Origin of the sequence: Thalassospira sp. GO-4 (assembly GCF_023588965.1) — a bacterium.
In the GTDB taxonomy this organism is placed as follows: Bacteria; Pseudomonadota; Alphaproteobacteria; order Rhodospirillales; family Thalassospiraceae; genus Thalassospira; species Thalassospira povalilytica.
This window is the reverse complement of sequence record NZ_CP097807.1, coordinates 2,958,112-2,975,372: the sequence shown is the minus strand read 5'-3', so window position 1 is coordinate 2,975,372 and position 17,261 is coordinate 2,958,112. Positions and strand designations below refer to the sequence as shown.

The 17,261-nt window shown below is 55.6% G+C and carries 15 protein-coding genes; 13 read left to right on the top strand and 2 right to left on the bottom strand.

All coding sequences use genetic code 11. The features are described 5' to 3' along the window. Positions 1-84: 84 nt before the first annotated feature. The 13 genes from M9H61_RS13720 to M9H61_RS13660 all read left to right on the top strand — a co-directional run bounded on the left by M9H61_RS13720 (position 85) and on the right by M9H61_RS13660 (position 15,008). Entirely contained in the window at positions 85-681 is a 597-nt protein-coding gene (locus M9H61_RS13720; protein WP_114112166.1) for a biliverdin-producing heme oxygenase, read from the top strand. Between the two features lie 161 nt (positions 682-842). Continuing rightward, a complete protein-coding gene (rimP, locus tag M9H61_RS13715; protein WP_228194935.1) occupies positions 843-1,382 on the top strand; it encodes a ribosome maturation factor RimP in 540 nt (179 codons plus the stop codon). A 9-nt stretch (positions 1,383-1,391) separates the two neighbouring features. Then, entirely contained in the window at positions 1,392-2,948 is a 1,557-nt protein-coding gene (nusA, locus tag M9H61_RS13710; protein WP_101246766.1) for a transcription termination factor NusA, read from the top strand. An 18-nt stretch (positions 2,949-2,966) separates the two neighbouring features. Further along, a complete protein-coding gene (locus M9H61_RS13705; protein ID WP_101246767.1) occupies positions 2,967-3,557 on the top strand; it encodes an RNA-binding protein in 591 nt (196 codons plus the stop codon). Positions 3,558-3,637: 80 nt separating this feature from the next. Next, a complete protein-coding gene (gene infB / locus M9H61_RS13700) occupies positions 3,638-6,307 on the top strand; it encodes a translation initiation factor IF-2 (protein WP_250281044.1) in 2,670 nt (889 codons plus the stop codon). Between the two features lie 17 nt (positions 6,308-6,324). After that, positions 6,325-6,744, top strand: a complete 420-nt coding sequence (gene rbfA / locus M9H61_RS13695) for a 30S ribosome-binding factor RbfA (RefSeq protein WP_101246769.1) — start codon at positions 6,325-6,327, stop codon at positions 6,742-6,744. Beyond that, on the top strand, positions 6,744-7,670 hold the full coding sequence (truB, locus tag M9H61_RS13690) for a tRNA pseudouridine(55) synthase TruB (RefSeq protein WP_101246770.1): 927 nt from the start codon (positions 6,744-6,746) through the stop codon (positions 7,668-7,670). The genes rbfA and truB overlap by 1 nt, the downstream gene beginning before the upstream one ends. Before the next feature lie 17 nt (positions 7,671-7,687). Next, positions 7,688-7,957 (top strand): 30S ribosomal protein S15, encoded by a 270-nt coding sequence (rpsO, locus tag M9H61_RS13685; protein ID WP_101246771.1) that lies wholly within the window; start codon positions 7,688-7,690, stop codon positions 7,955-7,957. A gap of 208 nt (positions 7,958-8,165) precedes the next feature. Beyond that, positions 8,166-10,289: a polyribonucleotide nucleotidyltransferase gene (pnp, locus tag M9H61_RS13680; RefSeq protein ID WP_250281043.1), complete on the top strand. Its 2,124-nt coding sequence runs from the start codon at positions 8,166-8,168 to the stop codon at positions 10,287-10,289. 99 nt (positions 10,290-10,388) lie between these two features. Continuing rightward, positions 10,389-11,783 (top strand): nitronate monooxygenase family protein, encoded by a 1,395-nt coding sequence (locus M9H61_RS13675; RefSeq protein WP_101246773.1) that lies wholly within the window; start codon positions 10,389-10,391, stop codon positions 11,781-11,783. A gap of 158 nt (positions 11,784-11,941) precedes the next feature. Further along, positions 11,942-13,729, top strand: coding sequence for an SPFH domain-containing protein (locus M9H61_RS13670; protein WP_250281041.1), 1,788 nt, complete (start codon positions 11,942-11,944; stop codon positions 13,727-13,729). Positions 13,730-13,912: 183 nt separating this feature from the next. Then, complete coding sequence (gene irrA / locus M9H61_RS13665; RefSeq protein ID WP_101246775.1) at positions 13,913-14,353, top strand: iron response transcriptional regulator IrrA; 441 nt, start codon at positions 13,913-13,915, stop codon at positions 14,351-14,353. Positions 14,354-14,579: 226 nt separating this feature from the next. Further along, positions 14,580-15,008 carry a rubrerythrin family protein gene (locus tag M9H61_RS13660; RefSeq protein ID WP_101246776.1) on the top strand — a complete coding sequence of 143 codons (429 nt, stop codon included), beginning with the start codon at positions 14,580-14,582 and terminating at the stop codon, positions 15,006-15,008. A 27-nt stretch (positions 15,009-15,035) separates the two neighbouring features. Here M9H61_RS13660 and eutC read toward each other — a convergent pair whose 3' ends face one another. Together eutC and M9H61_RS13650 are read right to left on the bottom strand one after the other, a co-directional pair. Beyond that, positions 15,036-15,809, bottom strand: coding sequence for an ethanolamine ammonia-lyase subunit EutC (gene eutC, locus M9H61_RS13655; protein WP_250281038.1), 774 nt, complete (start codon positions 15,807-15,809; stop codon positions 15,036-15,038). Beyond that, positions 15,809-17,200 carry an ethanolamine ammonia-lyase subunit EutB gene (locus tag M9H61_RS13650; RefSeq protein ID WP_250281036.1) on the bottom strand — a complete coding sequence of 464 codons (1,392 nt, stop codon included), beginning with the start codon at positions 17,198-17,200 and terminating at the stop codon, positions 15,809-15,811. The genes eutC and M9H61_RS13650 overlap by 1 nt, the downstream gene beginning before the upstream one ends. Positions 17,201-17,261: the final 61 nt, after the last annotated feature.

Below are 17,261 nucleotides of genomic sequence, written 5' to 3'. Positions count from 1 at the left end.
TTCGGATATCGGGCGGTGTTGATCGTTTCAGACTTAATGAGTCGTGTCCGATATCGGCACGAACTGACCAGGAACGAGGTAGCAATGAACGCAATTCACGGGGCAGACACCGCCACTGTGACCCGGATGGAAGACCTCCGGCAATCTACACGCAGTGCGCATCAGTCGGTTGACGATATGGTCATGGAAATGGCGCCGTTCGATAACCGCGACAATTATATGCGCTTTTTGACCCTGCAATATGTCTTTCACGCCCGGATGAAACCGCTATATGACGCCCAGGATCTTAACCGTGTCATTCCGGGTCTGGCCGCGCGCAGCCGGTATAAGGCCGTTTGTGACGATCTTGCAGATCTGGAATGCGCACGCCCCGAAATCGGGAGTCGCTTCGAGATTTCCGCACAGGATGCCGAACGGATCGGCTGGCTTTATGTCTGCGAGGGGTCGTCGCTTGGCGCGGCATTCCTGTTGAAGGCTGCTGCCAATATCGGGCTTGGGGATGCATTCGGGGCCCGTCATCTGGCCGGTCATCCGGATGGCCGGGGCAAGCATTGGCGCGAATTTGTAGAACAGGTCAATGACTTGGAGCTGAGCGACGACAAAGAGATCGCTGTGCGCAATGGTGCGGTGGCGGCCTTTGCCTATTTCCGGAATCTGATGGGCAATCTGCCATTGCAGTAAGGTCTTTGTGAATCCTTGGGTTGAATGGCGCGGGAGCCCTGTATCCTCACTTGATTTCTGCGCAAACCGGCTGTATAAAGCCGCCAAGCTTTTTGTAAATTCTGACAAAGAGTGGGCCTCGCGCCCGCTCTTTTGTGCTTTTTGGGGTATGGCATCGCTTTATGGCTGAGCTGATTGGACAACAGTTGAAAGACCCGTTGATGGCGAAAATCACGGCAATTATCGAGCCGTCGATCAATGCGCTGGGGTTCGAGCTGGTCCGTGTTTCCATGACGGGACAGGACCACAATATCCTGCAGATCATGGCAGATCGCCCGGACGCGAAAGGCAGCATCAATGTTGAAGATTGCGCCGAAATCAGCCGTACGGTTTCTGCCCTTCTGGATGTCGAAGATCCGATTTCGGGTGCCTATCACCTTGAAGTCAGTTCTCCGGGGATCGACCGCCCGCTGACCCGTGCCACGCATTTTGAAGTGTGGAAAGGTTTCGAGGCAAAGGTCGAACTGGTGATGGCCATCAATGGTCGTCGCCGTTTCAGCGGTTTGCTGGATGGGATTGAAGATAATGCGGTCGCCCTGATTGTCGATGGCGAACGTGTCTTGTTGCCGTTGGCCGATATCGCAAAGTCGAAATTGGTTCTGACGGATGAATTGATCGCGCATGTCACCGGCAATCGCCGCTCTGACGACAACGCAGAATAGAGGTTGGATATGGAAGCAACTTCGGGAATGCCGCGGCCGGAACTCTTGCAGGTCGCTGATGCCGTTGCCCGTGAAAAGGGCATTGATCGTGACGAGGTTCTCGGCGCAATGGAACAGGCCATCCAGAAGGCTGGTCGTTCCAGATATGGCCATGAGCACGACATTCGTGCCCATATCGACCGCAAAACCGGCGAAATCAAACTTGCACGTTTCATCGAAGTAACCGATGAGATCGAGAACGATTTCACCCAGATGTCGCTCGAACAGGCGCGTATTCGTGATGAAAACATCAATCTGGGCGAATTCCTGATTGATCCGCTGCCGCCGATCGACTTTGGCCGTATTGCTGCACAGACCGCAAAACAGGTTATCGTTCAGAAGGTCCGCGACGCCGAGCGCGAACGTCAGTTCGAAGAATACAAAGACCGCACCGACGAAGTCATCAACGGCGTCGTCAAGCGTGTCGAATTTGGCAACGTTCTTGTTGATATCGGCCGTGCCGAAGCAATCTTGCGCCGTGAAGAGCTGATCCCGCGTGAAACCGTCCGCCAGGGCGATCGCGTTCGTGCGCTGATCCTTGATGTGCGTCGCGAACAGCGTGGTCCGCAGATCTTCCTGTCGCGTACCCATCCGACCTTCATGGCAAAACTGTTTGCCCAGGAAGTTCCGGAAATCTATGACGGCATCATCGAAATCAAATCGGTTGCCCGTGATCCGGGTTCGCGCGCCAAGATTTCGGTTCTGTCGTCAGACAGCTCGATCGATCCGGTCGGTGCCTGTGTCGGTATGCGCGGTTCGCGTGTTCAGGCCGTTGTTGCCGAACTGCAGGGCGAAAAAATCGACATCATCCAGTGGTCGGAAGACCCGGCAACCTTTGTTGTGAACGCACTGGCCCCGGCCGAAGTCACCAAGGTTGTTCTGGACGAAGAAACCAACCGTATCGAAGTCGTCGTTCCGGACGATCAGCTTAGCCTCGCCATCGGCCGTCGTGGTCAGAATGTGCGTCTGGCATCGCAGCTGACCGGTTGGGATATCGACATTCTGACCGAGGAAGACGAAAGCGAACGTCGTCAGGAAGAAGCACGCAAGCGTGCGGAAATGTTCATCAAGGCCCTTGATGTTGACGAAGTTATCGCCCATCTCCTGGTCGCCGAAGGCTTTACCTCGATCGAGGAAGTCGGTTACGTGCCGCTGGCAGAACTGGCCGAGATCGAAGGTTTCGAGGAAGAAATCGCCGAAGAACTGCGCAACCGCGCACGTACCTTCCTTTCCGAAGAAGCCGAACGTCTTCAGAAGCGTCGTGAAGAGCTCAAGGTTGCCGATGATCTGGTCGAATTCAATGGCCTGTCGCTGGCAGTTGTTGTTCGCCTTGGTGAAAACGACGTCAAAAACCTTGAAGATTTCGCCGATCTGGCAAGTGACGAGCTGATCGAATATATCGGTGATGCCGACAACATGACCATGGATCAGGCCAATGATCTGATCATGGAAGCGCGTCGCAAGCTGGGCTGGTTCGATGGTCTTGAAGAAGAGACCGAAGAAGCAGCCGAAGGCGAAGAGGCTTAAGGCCGATCGGAGGACACCATGTCGCATCGCAAAGGCGGCAAGGTAGCCGAGGTTCCGGAACGCCGGTGCATTGTCACCGGCGAGACCCGGAACAAGGAAGATCTTCTCAGGGTTGTGATCGGGCCGGATGGTTCGGTTGTACCCGATCTTGAGGAACGGCTACCGGGACGGGGATTATGGTTGTGCCCGTCGCGGGATGTGATAAATACCGCCTGTGCAAAAAACGCTTTTGCCAAGGCGGCGCGGCAAAAAGTCGTGGTCGACGCCGCGCTTGCAGACCGGATCGAACAGCTGCTGACGCAGAAATGTCTTGATCTGTTGTCGCTTGCGCGCCGTGCCGGTCAGGCGGTTGCCGGATTTGAAAAGGCCCGCGCCCAGATTGCCGAGGGTGCGGCTCTGATATTGGCAGCACGCGATGGTGCTGCGGACGGAAAATCCAAGATCGAGGCCAAGGCCCGGGATCTGCCGATTTATTCCGTTCTGGATGCTGCTGAAATCGGCGCGGCCTTTGGCCGTGAAAAAGCAGTACATGTGGCTGTTGCGCCAGGTGGTCTGGCCAAACGGCTGGGCCGTTCCCTGAAACGGCTGCAAGGATTTCGCGCAGTCTGACATCAGACAGGCGCCGGACGGACAGGACAGGGTCGGCATTGGAAGTCGATCCCGCAGGAAATGAGGAAGTTGGACGGATTATGAGTGATCGCGATCAGGAGAAGAAACCGCTGAGCCTCAACAGATCGAAGCTTGAATTGAGCAAGACGGTCGAGGCAGGGCAGGTTCGCCAAAACTTCTCGCATGGACGGTCCAAATCTGTGACCGTCGAAGTGCGTAAGAAGCGTACATTCGAAAAGAACGAATCCGGTCGCTTCCGTGAAGTGAAGAAGGATATCGTTGCTGAACAGGCACCGGCTGAAACGCCGGCACCGGAAGCCAAGAAGGAACCGGTCGAAGAGCCGAAATCGCGCCCGGCTGCCGAAGATCACGGCAACCTGACCGATAGCGAGCGTGCTGCCCGTATGGCTGCTTTGAAGGCTGCTGAAGAGCGCCGCAAGCAGGAAGAGGCCGACGCCGAAATCCGTGCGCGTGAAGAAGCTGCCCGCAAGGCCGCCGAGGAAGAAGCCCGCAAGGCCGAGGAAGCCAAGGCTGCAGAAGTAGCCAAAGCCGCAGAAGCAGAAGCCAAGGACAAGGACGAAGTTTCTGTTGAAGATGTTGAAAAACAGCTTGCTGCCTCGACTGCCAAAGGCAAGACCTCGAAGCCGAAACCGGCTGCTACGCCGAAAGCCAAGGAAGACGATGTGATCATGGGCGAACCGGCAGAACCGCTGGTTCCCGAAGAACGTCGTCGCGCTGCCCCTGCGACTGCCAAGCCGAAAAGCCGCAAGGAGCAGGACGAGGAAGATGCACGCAAGGCCGCGCGCAAGCGCGCCGAAGAAGAAGCCCAGGGCCGTGCAAACCGTGGCAAGGCTGATGATGGTCGCCGTCGTGGCAAGCTGTCGATTGCCAATGCAATGACCGGTGACGAAGGTGGCCGTCGTCGTTCCATGGCATCGATCAAGCGCCAGCAGGCCAAAGCCAAAGCCCGTGCCATGGGCCCGCAGAAACCGAAAGAGAAAATCGTGCGTGACGTGACCATCCCGGACGTTATCACCGTTCAGGAACTGGCCAACCGTATGGCTGAACGTGCAGCCGACGTGATCAAGACTCTGATGAGCATGGGCGTCATGGCGACCATCAACCAGAGCCTGGATCCCGATACTGCACAGCTCGTGGTCGAAGAATTCGGTCACAATGTAAAACGTGTTTCCGATGCAGACGTCGAGGAAGCGCTGGTCGTTGCAGATGACAGCGAAGAGCAGCTGGTCGGTCGCCCGCCGGTCGTGACCGTCATGGGCCACGTTGACCATGGTAAAACCTCGTTGCTTGATGCGCTGCGTTCAACCGACGTTGCCGGCGGCGAAGCCGGTGGCATTACCCAGCATATCGGTGCCTATCAGGTCACCATGGCAACGGGTTCGAAGATCACCTTCATCGATACCCCGGGCCACGCCGCATTTACCGAAATGCGTTCGCGCGGTGCGAAGGTTACCGATATCGTGGTTCTGGTTGTTGCTGCCGATGACTCCGTCATGCCGCAGACGATTGAGGCCATCAGCCATGCCAAGGCGGCTGGTGTTCCGATGATTGTCGCGATCAACAAAATCGACAAGCCGGGTGCCAACCCGTCCAAGGTCAAGACCGAACTGCTTCAGCACGAAGTCGTGGTCGAGGAAATGGGTGGTGACGTTCAGGCCGTTGAAGTTTCGGCCAAACAGCGCACCGGTCTGACCGAGCTGGAAGAAGCAATCCTTCTTCAGGCAGAGGTTCTTGACCTTAAGGCCAACCCGCAGCGTGTTGCCGACGGTGTTGTTGTCGAAGCCCGCATGGAAAAAGGCCGTGGTTCAGTCGCAACCGTTCTGGTTCAGCGCGGTACCCTGCGCACGGGTGACATCTTTGTCACCGGTCCGGAATGGGGTCGTGTCCGTGCGCTGGTTGACGATCACGGTACCCGTGTCCAGGAAGCAATTCCGGGCATGCCGGTCGAGGTAACCGGTCTGAACGGTGTTCCGTCTGCCGGTGATGACTTTGTGGTCGTTGAAAACGAAGCCAAGGCCCGCGAAGTTTCCGACTTCCGTCAGCGCCGTATTCGTGAAACCCAGGCTGCCGCGATGAAGAAATCCGCGCTCGAGAACATGTTCTCGCAGAGCGGTGACGTCAAAGAACTGCCGATCGTCATCAAGGGTGACGTGCAGGGTTCTGTCGAAGCCCTTATCGGGACGCTTCAGAAACTCGGTAACGAGGAAGTATCGGTTCGCGTCCTGCATAGCGGTGTTGGCGGTATCAACGAATCCGACGTGACGCTGGCCCGTGCATCCAATGCACTGATCATCGGCTTTAACGTTCGTGCAAACCAGCAGGCCCGTGAACAGGCCCGCCGCGACAACGTTGATATTCGTTACTATTCGATCATCTATGATGTTGCTGATGACATCAAAAAGATGCTGTCGGGCATGCTGTCTCCGGAAGTTCGCGAGAAGTTCCTGGGCTATGCGGAAATCCGCGACATCTTCACCATCTCTGGCAACAAGATCGCCGGTTGTATGGTCACCGAGGGTATTGTCAAACGCGGCGCGGGTGTCCGTCTGCTGCGCGACGATGTCGTTATTCACTCTGGCGAGCTGTCCACGCTCCGTCGCTTCAAGGACGAAGTCAAGGAAGTCCGCGAAGGCTATGAATGTGGCATGTCGTTCGCCAAATATAACGATCTCCAGGTTGGCGATATGATCGAGTGCTTCGAGAACGAGGAAATTGCCGTCGAACTGTAAGACGGTGAGGAACTGAAATGGCGAAGCAACCAGCCAAAGCACCAAGTCAGCGACAGCTCCGAGTGGCGGAAGAAATCCGTCAGGCGCTGTCGCAGGCGCTGGAGCGTGGAGATATTTACGATCCGGACCTGACCCGTCGCCCGGTAACCATTACCGGCGTCAATCTTTCACCGGATATGCGCAATGCTATGGTATCCTTTACCCCGCTTGGCGGCGGTGAGGCCGAAACGTCGCTTAAGGCGTTGACGCGTCAGAAAGGACACCTGCGCAACCATGTGGCCCATACGGTGCACATGAAATACGTGCCGGCATTGCGTTTTGTCGAAGACAAAAGTTTTGATGTCGCCGACCATATTGGCGCCCTGCTGCGTGATCCGCATGTCGCGCAGGATCTGGTGGATGGCCGGTCTGGTGACCAGGAAGATGAGGACGACTGATGGCGCGTCGCCGTCGCGGTAAAAGCATTAATGGCTGGCTGGCGGTCGACAAGCCCCTGGAGATCACCTCGTCAACGGTGGTCAATCAGGTGCGTCGCCTGCTGGATGCCAACAAGGCCGGACATGGCGGAACGCTTGATCCGCTGGCATCGGGCGTTCTGCCAATTGCCTTTGGCGAAGCAACCAAAACGGTTGCATATGTCATGGATGGCAGCAAAAGTTATCGTGTGACGCTGAAATTCGGCGAGGCACGCAGCACGGACGATGCAGAGGGCGAGGTTATCGAAACCTCCGACCACCGTCCGACTGAAGACGAAATCAAGGCTGTGCTGGGTGAATTTATCGGTGAAATCCAGCAGGTGCCGCCAAAGTTTTCGGCGATCAAGGTCAATGGCAAGCGTGCCTATGATCTTGCGCGTCGCGATGAAGACGTGGTGTTGAAGCCGCGTCCGATTCTGATCAAGGATCTTCGACTGGTCGAAATGCCGGATCGCGATCATGCCGTGTTCGATGTTGTATCGGGCAAAGGCGCATATATGCGATCACTGGCGCGCGATATTGCGCTGCGCCTTGGCACTGTCGGCTATATCGCCGCGCTTCGCCGGACATCGGCGGGGCCGTTTTCGGAGGAAAACGCCATCCCCCTGCAGGAATTGCTGGAGATGGACCCCGAAGAGGTGATGAAGAAAATGCTTCCGGTTGAGACCGCGCTGGACGACATCCCGGCGCTGGCCTTGACCGAAGTCGAGGCGCAACGCCTTTCGTCTGGCCAGCCTGTCGGGCTGTTGCCGGTCGCAAAGCGCAATGCTCTCGAAAACCCCGTCGTGCAGGACGAAATCGTCTGTGCCATGCTCCATGACCGCGCGGTTGCGTTGGCGGAGATCAATGGTGGCGAAATACGGCCTGTGCGTGTTTTTAATCTCTAAAGGCGAAAGGATGCCTGATGTCGATTACTGCTGAACGCAAAGCTGAGCTGATCAAAGAATACGCTCAGAAAGACGGTGACACCGGTTCCCCCGAAGTCCAGGTTGCAATCCTGAGCGAGCGGATCAAGAACCTCACCGAGCACATGAAAGAACATAACCACGACTTCCATAGCCGTCGTGGTCTTCTCATGATGGTTGGTCAGCGTCGCCGCCTGCTGAAGTATCTGCAGCGCAAAGACCAGTCGCGTTACGAGAGCGTTATCGAACGCCTCGGTATTCGCCGCTGATTTCAAACTGCGGCGGAGGGTGACCTCCGCCGTCGTTTTTTATTGTTCCGGTGGATCGGGACACGAGAAGCAGGGTCGGATGGGCCGACCCGATGCTTACGCCGGACCCATTAATTATGACGCTGTTATGAAAGCCTCATAATTAATGTGTTCGGAACTCGTGTAGTATTCCGGGTCCGCCAGAGGTTTGTAAGAGGAAGAGAAAATAATGTTTAATGTCGTCCGTAAGGAAATGCAGTGGGGCAATGCCAAACTGGTTCTCGAAACCGGTAAGATTGCCCGTCAGGCCGATGGTGCCGTCAAGGTAACCTATGGTGAAACCGTCGTTCTTTGTACTGCTGTTGGCGCCAAGCAGCCGCGCCCGGATGTCGACTTTTTCCCGCTGACCGTCAACTATCAGGAAAAAGCATTTGCCGCTGGCAAAATCCCGGGTGGTTTCTTCAAGCGTGAAGGCCGTCCGTCGGAAAAGGAAACCCTGGTTTCGCGTCTGATCGACCGTCCGATCCGTCCGCTGTTCCACCCGCAATATCGCAACGACACCCAGATCGTTTGTACCGTTCTGTCGCACGACATGGAAAACGATCCGGACGTGGTCGCCATGATCGGTACCTCGGCAGCGCTGACCATTTCCGGTCTGCCGTTCCTCGGCCCGATCGGTGCTGCGCGCGTTGGTTACAAGGATGGTGAATACCTTCTGAACCCGTCGACCGAAGCCATCAAGGAAAGCGACCTTGATCTTGTTGTTGCCGGTACCCGCGACGGCGTGATGATGGTTGAGTCCGAAGCATCCGAACTGTCCGAAGAAATCATGCTTGGCGCTGTCAAGTTTGGTCACGACCAGTTCCAGGGCGTTCTTGACCTGATCATCGAACTGGCAGAAGAAGCTGCCAAGGAACCGCGCGAAGTTGCAGAACTTCCGGACGGTTACGATGCGCTGGTCGAAAAAATCGCTGCCCTTGGCACTGAGAGCCTGACCGCTGCCTATGCCAATGTCGTCAAACAGGAACGCTCGGCCGCTGTTGCCGCTGCCAAGGCAGAAATCGTCGAGAAACTTGGCGATGAAGTTCCTGACGAACTCAAAGGCAAGGTTTCCTCGATCATCAAGGATCTGGAAAAAGACATCGTTCGCGGTGCGATCCTGAAAACCGGCAAACGTATTGATGGCCGTACCGGTGCTGACGTTCGTCCGATCATGGGCGAAGTTTCGGTTCTGCCGCGCTCGCACGGTTCGTCGATTTTCACCCGTGGTGAAACCCAGGCACTGGCTGTTGTTACCCTTGGTACCGGTCAGGACGAGCAGATCGTTGATGCGCTTGACGGTGAATATCGTGAAAGCTTCATGCTGCATTACAACTTCCCGCCCTACTCGGTCGGTGAAGCTGGTCGTATGGGTTCGCCTGGCCGTCGTGAAATCGGTCACGGTAAACTGGCATGGCGTGCCCTGCATCCGCTGATGCCGAGCAAGGATGTCTTCCCCTACACCACCCGTATCGTTTCCGAAGTCACCGAATCGAACGGTTCCTCGTCGATGGCAACCGTTTGCGCAAGCTCGCTTGCCATGATGGATGCCGGTGTTCCGCTGGCACGTCCGGTTGCCGGTATCGCCATGGGCCTGATCAAGGAAGCTGACGACTTTGCCGTTCTGTCCGACATCATGGGTGACGAAGATCACCTTGGCGACATGGACTTCAAGGTTGCCGGTACCGAAAACGGCATCACCTCGCTTCAGATGGACATCAAGATCACCTCGGTGACCGCAGACATCATGCAGATCGCGCTGAAACAGGCCCGTGACGGTCGTCTGCATATTCTTGGCGAAATGGCCAAGGCCCTTCCGGAAGCACGCGGTGAAGTTTCGGGCAATGCGCCGACCATCACCCAGTTCTCGATCCCGAAAGACAAAATTCGTGACGTCATCGGTTCGGGCGGCAAGGTCATTCGTGAAATCTGCGAAGAAACCGGTGCAAAAGTCGACATCGAAGACGATGGTTCGATCACTGTCGCACATACCGACGGTGCAAAAGGCAAGCAGGCTGTGGATTGGATCAAATCCATCGTTGCAGAACCTGAACTGAATCATATCTATGACGGTAAGGTCGTTAAGGCTGTTGATTTCGGTGCGTTCGTTAACTTCTTCGGCGCCCGCGACGGTCTTGTTCACATCTCCGAACTGGCACCTGAGCGTGTCAAACAGGTTTCGGATATCGTGAAAGAAGGCGACCAGGTTAAAGTCAAGGTCATCGGTTTCGATGATCGCGGCAAAATCAAGCTGTCGATGAAGCGTGTCGATCAGGAAACCGGTGCCGACCTCGAAGCAGGCGACGCCGAATAAGCTGAACGGTATGCCGGGCGACGATAAAAACAAGACGTCGCCCGGCACTCTGAGCGATACCGTGGTGTCGCTGGCAAATGCCGAATGGGAGAGACGAAGTTGAAAGCCCTTAATCCGCTCGTCATGTCGGGTAAAGAAGTCTTGCCGGTTATCGAAGGTGGCAAAGGCGTTGCTGTATCGACGGGTAAAAGTTCCGGCGCATGGGCTGCTGCCGGCGGTATCGGGACTTTTTCCGCTGTGAATGCCGACTCGTATGACGAGAACGGCAATCTGGTTCCGATCGAATATGCAGGAAAAACCCGCGGTGACCGCCATCAGGAACTGATTGCCTATGGTATCCGCGGCGGTATTGCCCAGGCCCAGATCGCACATGAAATGCGCAATGGCGAAGGCCGTTTGCATATGAACGTGCTGTGGGAAATGGGTGGTGCCGAACCGATCCTTCATGGTGTTCTTGAAGGTGCAAAAGGCCTGATTCACGGGGTAACCTGTGGGGCGGGCATGCCATACAAGATTGCCCAGATTTCGGCCCAGTATGGTGTCCATTACTATCCGATCGTGTCATCGGCCCGTGCCTTCCGTGCATTGTGGCTGCGGTCATACAAGAAGACCCCGGAATGGCTGGGCGGCGTGGTCTATGAAGATCCGTGGCGTGCCGGTGGCCATAACGGCCTGTCGAATTCCGAAGACCCGCTGGTGCCCGAAGATCCGTTCCCGCGTGTCGCGGCACTGCGTGAATTCATGAATTCTGTTGGTCTGAATGATGTTCCGATCATCATGGCCGGCGGGGTCTGGTTCCTGCGTGATTTCGAAGACTGGATCGACAATCCGGAAGTTGCCCCGGTGGCCTTCCAGTTCGGGACCCGTCCGCTTCTGACCCAGGAAAGCGAGATTTCCGACGAATGGAAACAGCGCCTGACCCGTCTTCAGAACGGTGATGTGTCGCTGCATAAATTCAGCCCGACGGGCTTCTACAGCTCGGCTGTGCGCAACGACTTCCTTGAAGATCTGCATCAGCGTTCCGATCGTCAGGTCCGCTATTCCCGTACGGCTGAGGCCGACCTGCATGTCGGTATTCCGCTGGGTCGTCGTGGTCGTCCGATTTATGTGCGCGAAGACGATGCGGATAAGGTCCGGGCATGGCTTGACGCCGGTTACACCGAAGGCATGCCGACCCCGGATGACACCATGGTCTTTGTCACGCCCGAAAGCGCATTGACGATTAAAAAAGACCAGATCGATTGCATGGGGTGCCTGTCACAGTGCCAGTTCTCCAACTGGGAACAGCATGAAGGCACGACCGGCAAGCGCGCTGATCCGCGGTCCTTCTGTATTCAGAAGACGCTTCAGAACATCGCCCATGGCGCAGCGGTTGAAAACGAACTGATGTTTGCAGGTCACAATGCCTACAAGTTCGGCGAAGACCCGTTCTATGCCAATGGTCACATCCCGACCGTCAAGGAACTGGTCGATCGGATCATGACAGGCGACTGATTTTCCTGACTGCAAAACAAACCAAAAAGGGGCCGGATTTCCGGCCCCTTTTTGCTATTTGTGCGAAAAATCACATGCCTGACTTGCAATCCTGGGTAATATGCAAACTGAAGCTGCATTAACCGGGGATATTGCAGCGTTCTGTTTGGGAGATATGTATGATTTGGCTCGTTCTTGGTCTGATTTTTCTGCTTGTAGCAGTCGTTATATTTGTTAAAGGGCTTCCGCCAAGCCGTCCGGTGATCGGTAAAGTGGCATCAGTGACGTTGCTTTTTATTGCTCTTATTTGTTTTGCATCGACGTCTTATGTGTATGTCGGGGGTAATCAGGTTGCCCATTTAAAACGCATTTATGGTGGCAGTTCCCTTCCAGCAGGCCGTTTGATTGCACTTTCGGGAGAAAACGGCTTTCAGTCCAGAATTCTGTCTCCGGGCTTCCATTTTGAGCCGCTCCTGACTGTTATCAACGATGTCAGTGTTCTTCCGATGGTTGAGGTTCCGCCGGGATTTTACGGGTTGATAGAAGCGCGCGACGGGAACCCGTTGCCGTCCGGTGCGGCCTTTGCTGAACCTTGGCCTGAAGATGAAGTCAAGGACATGCTTGATGCGTCATACTTTCTGCAAAATGGCGGGCAGAAAGGTCTCCAGACGACTGTCCTGAAACCGGGTGTTTATCCGCTTAATCTTTATCTTTTCAGGGTGAAAATAGGTGAAGGAAATGTCGAGGTTACTTATGATCTTGAAGGTCGTACCGATGCAGACGGGTCAACCGACACCCTGATTACTGAAATCCCTGCCGGGTTTGTTGGTGTGGTCAAATCAAACGTCCAGGAACGTCCCGGATCTGAATGCAAGGAGATCACAAATAGCGATGTAAGTGCTTTGAGCGTCGCGTTGGTACCTCGCGGATGCAAGGGAATCTGGGAGTCCGTTCTCAACCCTGATGCTTATTACATCAACCGCGAGGCCTATGACGTGACCCTCGTCGATACGAGGGTTCAGACATGGAAATATCGTGGCGGTTACGTCAAGCGTTCCATCAAGCTGAATGTCGATCAACAAGGCAAGATCGGTCAGACTGAAACTACAGACAAGGTTGTATTTAACCCAAACGATGACGCTGACCGTGCAATTGTGGTCAAGGTCGAAGGTTGGGAAATACCGCAGGAAGTTCGCGTGCTTGTTCAGGTAACACGTGAAAACGCGCCTTATGTTGTCGCGTCTGTTGGCAGCTTGCGCGAAATAGAAGATCGGGTCCTTACCCCGACAATTCGTTCGATTGTACGCGATGTTGCTGGTGGCTCGATCCAGTTGCCAAGGGTCGATGGCGGCAGCGGATATGCCGTTCGAAAAACACGAGTTCTTGATCTGATTGAAAATCGAGAGGCTTTGCAAAATACCATTGAGCGGAAGGTCCGTGTCGAAGGCGACAAGGCAGGCATCAACATCAAGGAAGTAAGGCTTGGCGAACCGGTTATCCCGCCCGAGCTTCTGGTCGCACGTCAGCGAGAGCAGCTGGCAAGCCAGCTTGCCGCTGCCTACCAGCAGGAAAAACTGTCGCAGGATGAACGGATCAAGACAGAAAAATCCCGTGCTACAGCCAATCAGCAGTCAGAGCTGGTCAAAGCAGAGATTGATGTTGAGATTTCAGAAAAGCGAAAGCTTGAGCGCAAAAACCTTGGCGAAGCAGAAAAAAGCTATCTGACGGCTTTGGCTGATGGGCAGATGGCCCAAGCACAGGTTTTGGGCGAGGATCGCGTGGTTATGTTGCAGGCTCTCGAGAAGTTCCTGGCGACACTGGAACGAAAACCTCAGCTAGTTGAGCTGGTATCAAAGCTTGTCCCCGAAGTGTACGTTTCGGGTGATGGCGCTGACGGTTTGGGTGGTGCAGCCGCGATTTTGCGGGGGACAGGTATGTTCAGCGGTTCTGAAAAATCTCCGAATTGATTTCGCGATAACATCTGAAAAGGGCCGGTTTTCCGGCCCTTTTTTTGTTTGGGAAGGGCTGATTTCTCGATCTTATTGGAGTTGATCAAAATCAAGGAATCGTGCGCCCGGGTTCTCTAGTCTGATCGTGGGAATTAACGGAACAGGTGTGGACCTGTTCCCGGGAAACTATAGGGGCAGACTATGAGAACCACATCGCGTCCATTCACCGACGCCCTGAACCGGCTTAAAGATGCCAATTTGCGTCCGACGCGTCAGCGTCTGGCACTTGCGCGGCTTTTGTTTGAAAACGGGCATCGCCATGTCACGGCCGAACAGCTGCATTCCGAAGCCATGAGCAACAGCATCAAGGTGTCGCTGGCAACCGTTTACAATACATTGCATCAATTTACCGATGCCGGATTGCTGACCGAAATCGTGATTGATCCGGGCCGGTCCTATTTCGATACCAATACCGCGCCGCATTACCATTTCTATTGCGAGGAAGACGGGCTTTTGTCCGACATCCCGGCGGAAACGGTGCAGATTGAAGGCATTCCGAACATGCCAAACGGCACCGAGCTGGCATCGGTTGATCTGGTTTTCCGGTTGCGGCGCAATTGTTCTGCACAGGATGCGGCATAGGCCGGCTGATACCGGATTCTGATCTGTTGGCAGGCACAATCCGGTGCGTAACAGACAGATGAAATCCGCATTCTGACCGGTGCAAATTGCCCCTGTAGCGGTTGACGATGTCGAATTTCAAGACACATAAGAAGGCGGCGGGATGCCATGTCCCGCCGCCTTATTTTTACGCCTTTCGCGTGGTTAGTTCACAACCGATCGCCAACAATAAAAAAGGACAGCGCACATGGCGCTCAAGGGTACACGGACCGAGAAAAATCTGCGTGCGGCCTTTGCCGCAGAAGCCCAGACAAACCGTCGTTATCTGTATTTCGCCCAGCAGGCCGATATCGAAGGCCAGAGCGACGCGGCAGAACTTTTCAGAACTGCGGCCGAGGCCGAAACAGGTCACGCTTTCGGCCATCTGGAATTTCTTGAAACCTGTGGGGACCCGCTGACAGGCAAGGAGCTCGGGACGACCAAACTCAATCTTGAGGCCGCCCTGATGCAGGAAAAGGACGAAGCCGAAAAACACTATCCCGAAATGGCCCGGATTGCCCGCGAGGAAGGGCTTGAAGACATTGCAGCCTGGTTTGAAAGTGTGGCACGTGGCGAGGCCGCCCATGCCGAACGCATTGAACGCATGCTCGAACGGATGTCGGGTTCGGGGACATGATCGTCTAGGTTTGCCGTGCCGGTCAGCTTATCCGTCGATCAACGCCGGATTGGATGAATTATCCTTAAGCGCCACACCGGAAAGGCCGAGTTTGCGGGCCTCAAGCATCAGATAGGCGATCTTTTCAGCGGCCTTTTTCGGGCCCAGTCCGGCCGGGCGAATATTGGACACACAATTGCGATCCGCGTTGGATTTACCACGCTTTGGGCCCCAGGTCAGATAGGCGCCAAGCGAATCCGCACTTGATAATCCCGGCCGTTCCCCGATCAGCATCACGGTCAGTCTGGCGCCCAGTGCCGCGCCGATTTCATCGCCCAGCCCGACCCGGGACTGGGTTGCCAGGGTTATCGGGGCAATCGACCAGCTGTCCCCCAATCGATCAAGGATCAGCGACAGGGTGTCGGCACCATGATCATGGGTTGCGCGTGCCGAAAGACCGTCTGCCAGAATGAAGGCAACATCATACGTACCCTTGTGGCCTGACAGGGTGTCGTGCGACGCATCATCAAGCAACCGGCCAAGGTCGGGGCGCTGCAAATAGGTTGCCCGATCCGGGGCCGCGGAATGGACATCAAGAACGGGAAGGGCCAGCGATCCAAGCTTACTGCGTACGCGGTCTGGCTCAAACGCCATGTGGACGGAATCACGGGCCCGCGCATGAGCCATCTGGAATTCAAGCAACCGGGCTGTTGGCAACCCATCACCGACCCGGCCAAGACCGATCCGGGCATCGGTATGAACCCGCAAGGCGTTCCAGGGGTCGAGGCCGCTTGGAATTTTTTTGTTGGCAAGCTTGCTCATCACGCGGCCCCCGACCATGCCAGAAGATTCTGGGCGGCCTGCCCGTCAAGCTGCGGGCGCGTACGGCCATTCTGATCAAGAATTTCCATCTTGCGCAGCCATGCGGCAAATTCCGGTGCCGGTTCCAGTCCAAGAACCGAACGCAGATACATCGCGTCATGGAAGCTGGTGCTTTGATAATTCAGCATGATGTCATCGGCCCCGGGAACCCCGATGACAAAATTGCACCCGGCAACGCCAAGCAAGGTCAGAAGGTTATCCATATCATCCTGATCGGCTTCGGCATGGTTGGTATAGCAAACATCGCACCCCATCGGCACGCCAAGCAATTTGCCACAGAAATGGTCCTCAAGACCGGCGCGCGTGATCTGTTTGCCATCAAACAGATATTCCGGCCCGATGAAACCGACGACGGTATTGACCAGAAGGGGGGAATATTTGCGCGCAACTGCATAAGCGCGGGTTTCCACGGTTTGCTGATCAACCCCTTCGTGGGCATCGGCGGACAAAGCCGCACCCTGCCCGGTTTCGAAATACATCACATTATTGCCCACCGTGCCGCGTTTCAGTCCCTTGGCGGCATCTTCGGCCTCGGTCAGCATGGATTGGGTAATGCCAAAACTTTCATTGGCTTTCTGGGTTCCGGCAATCGATTGAAACACCAGATCGACCGGGGCATTGCGGGCCATGACGTCAATGGCTGTCGTGACATGGGCCAGAACGCAGGACTGGGTGGGAATATCGATGCGTTCGCGGACTTCATCGATCAGTTTCAAAAGATCGATCATGGCTTCGGGGCTGTCCGTTGCCGGATTGATACCGATCACCGCATCGCCACTGCCATGCATCAGACCATCAAGGATCGATGCCGCCACACCGGCCGGATCATCGGTCGGGTGGTTGGGCTGCAAACGGACGGCCAGATGGCCGGGAAGCCCGATTGTATTGCGAAAGGCCGTCACCACATGGCATTTCCGGGCAACGGCGATCAGGTCCTGATTGCGCATCAGTTTGGAAACAGCCGCCACCATTTCGGGCGTCAGACCGGGCGCAAGGTTTTTGAGAACTTCGGGGGTTGCGTCATCGCCCAGAAGCCAGTCGCGAAATTCCCCGACTGTCAGGGATGCGACCGGCGCAAAAGCATCTGCATCATGATCATCGATGATCATGCGCGTGACATCATCATCCTCGTAGGGAACCAGTGCTTCTGACAGGAAGCGTTTTAACGGTACATCCGCCAGTGCAAAGCGCGCTGCAACCCGTTCTTCATCCGACCCGGCCGCAAGCCCGGCAAGCACATCGCCGGATCTAAGCGGGCTTGCCTTTGCCAACAGGGTCTTGAGATCGGGAAATGTAAAGCGTTCGAAACTGAATGGCGCGCCGGTCTGCAAGTTCTGTCTCCTGAAGCATCGATCGCATCACATGATATTTTTATGCTTGTTATCATGTGGT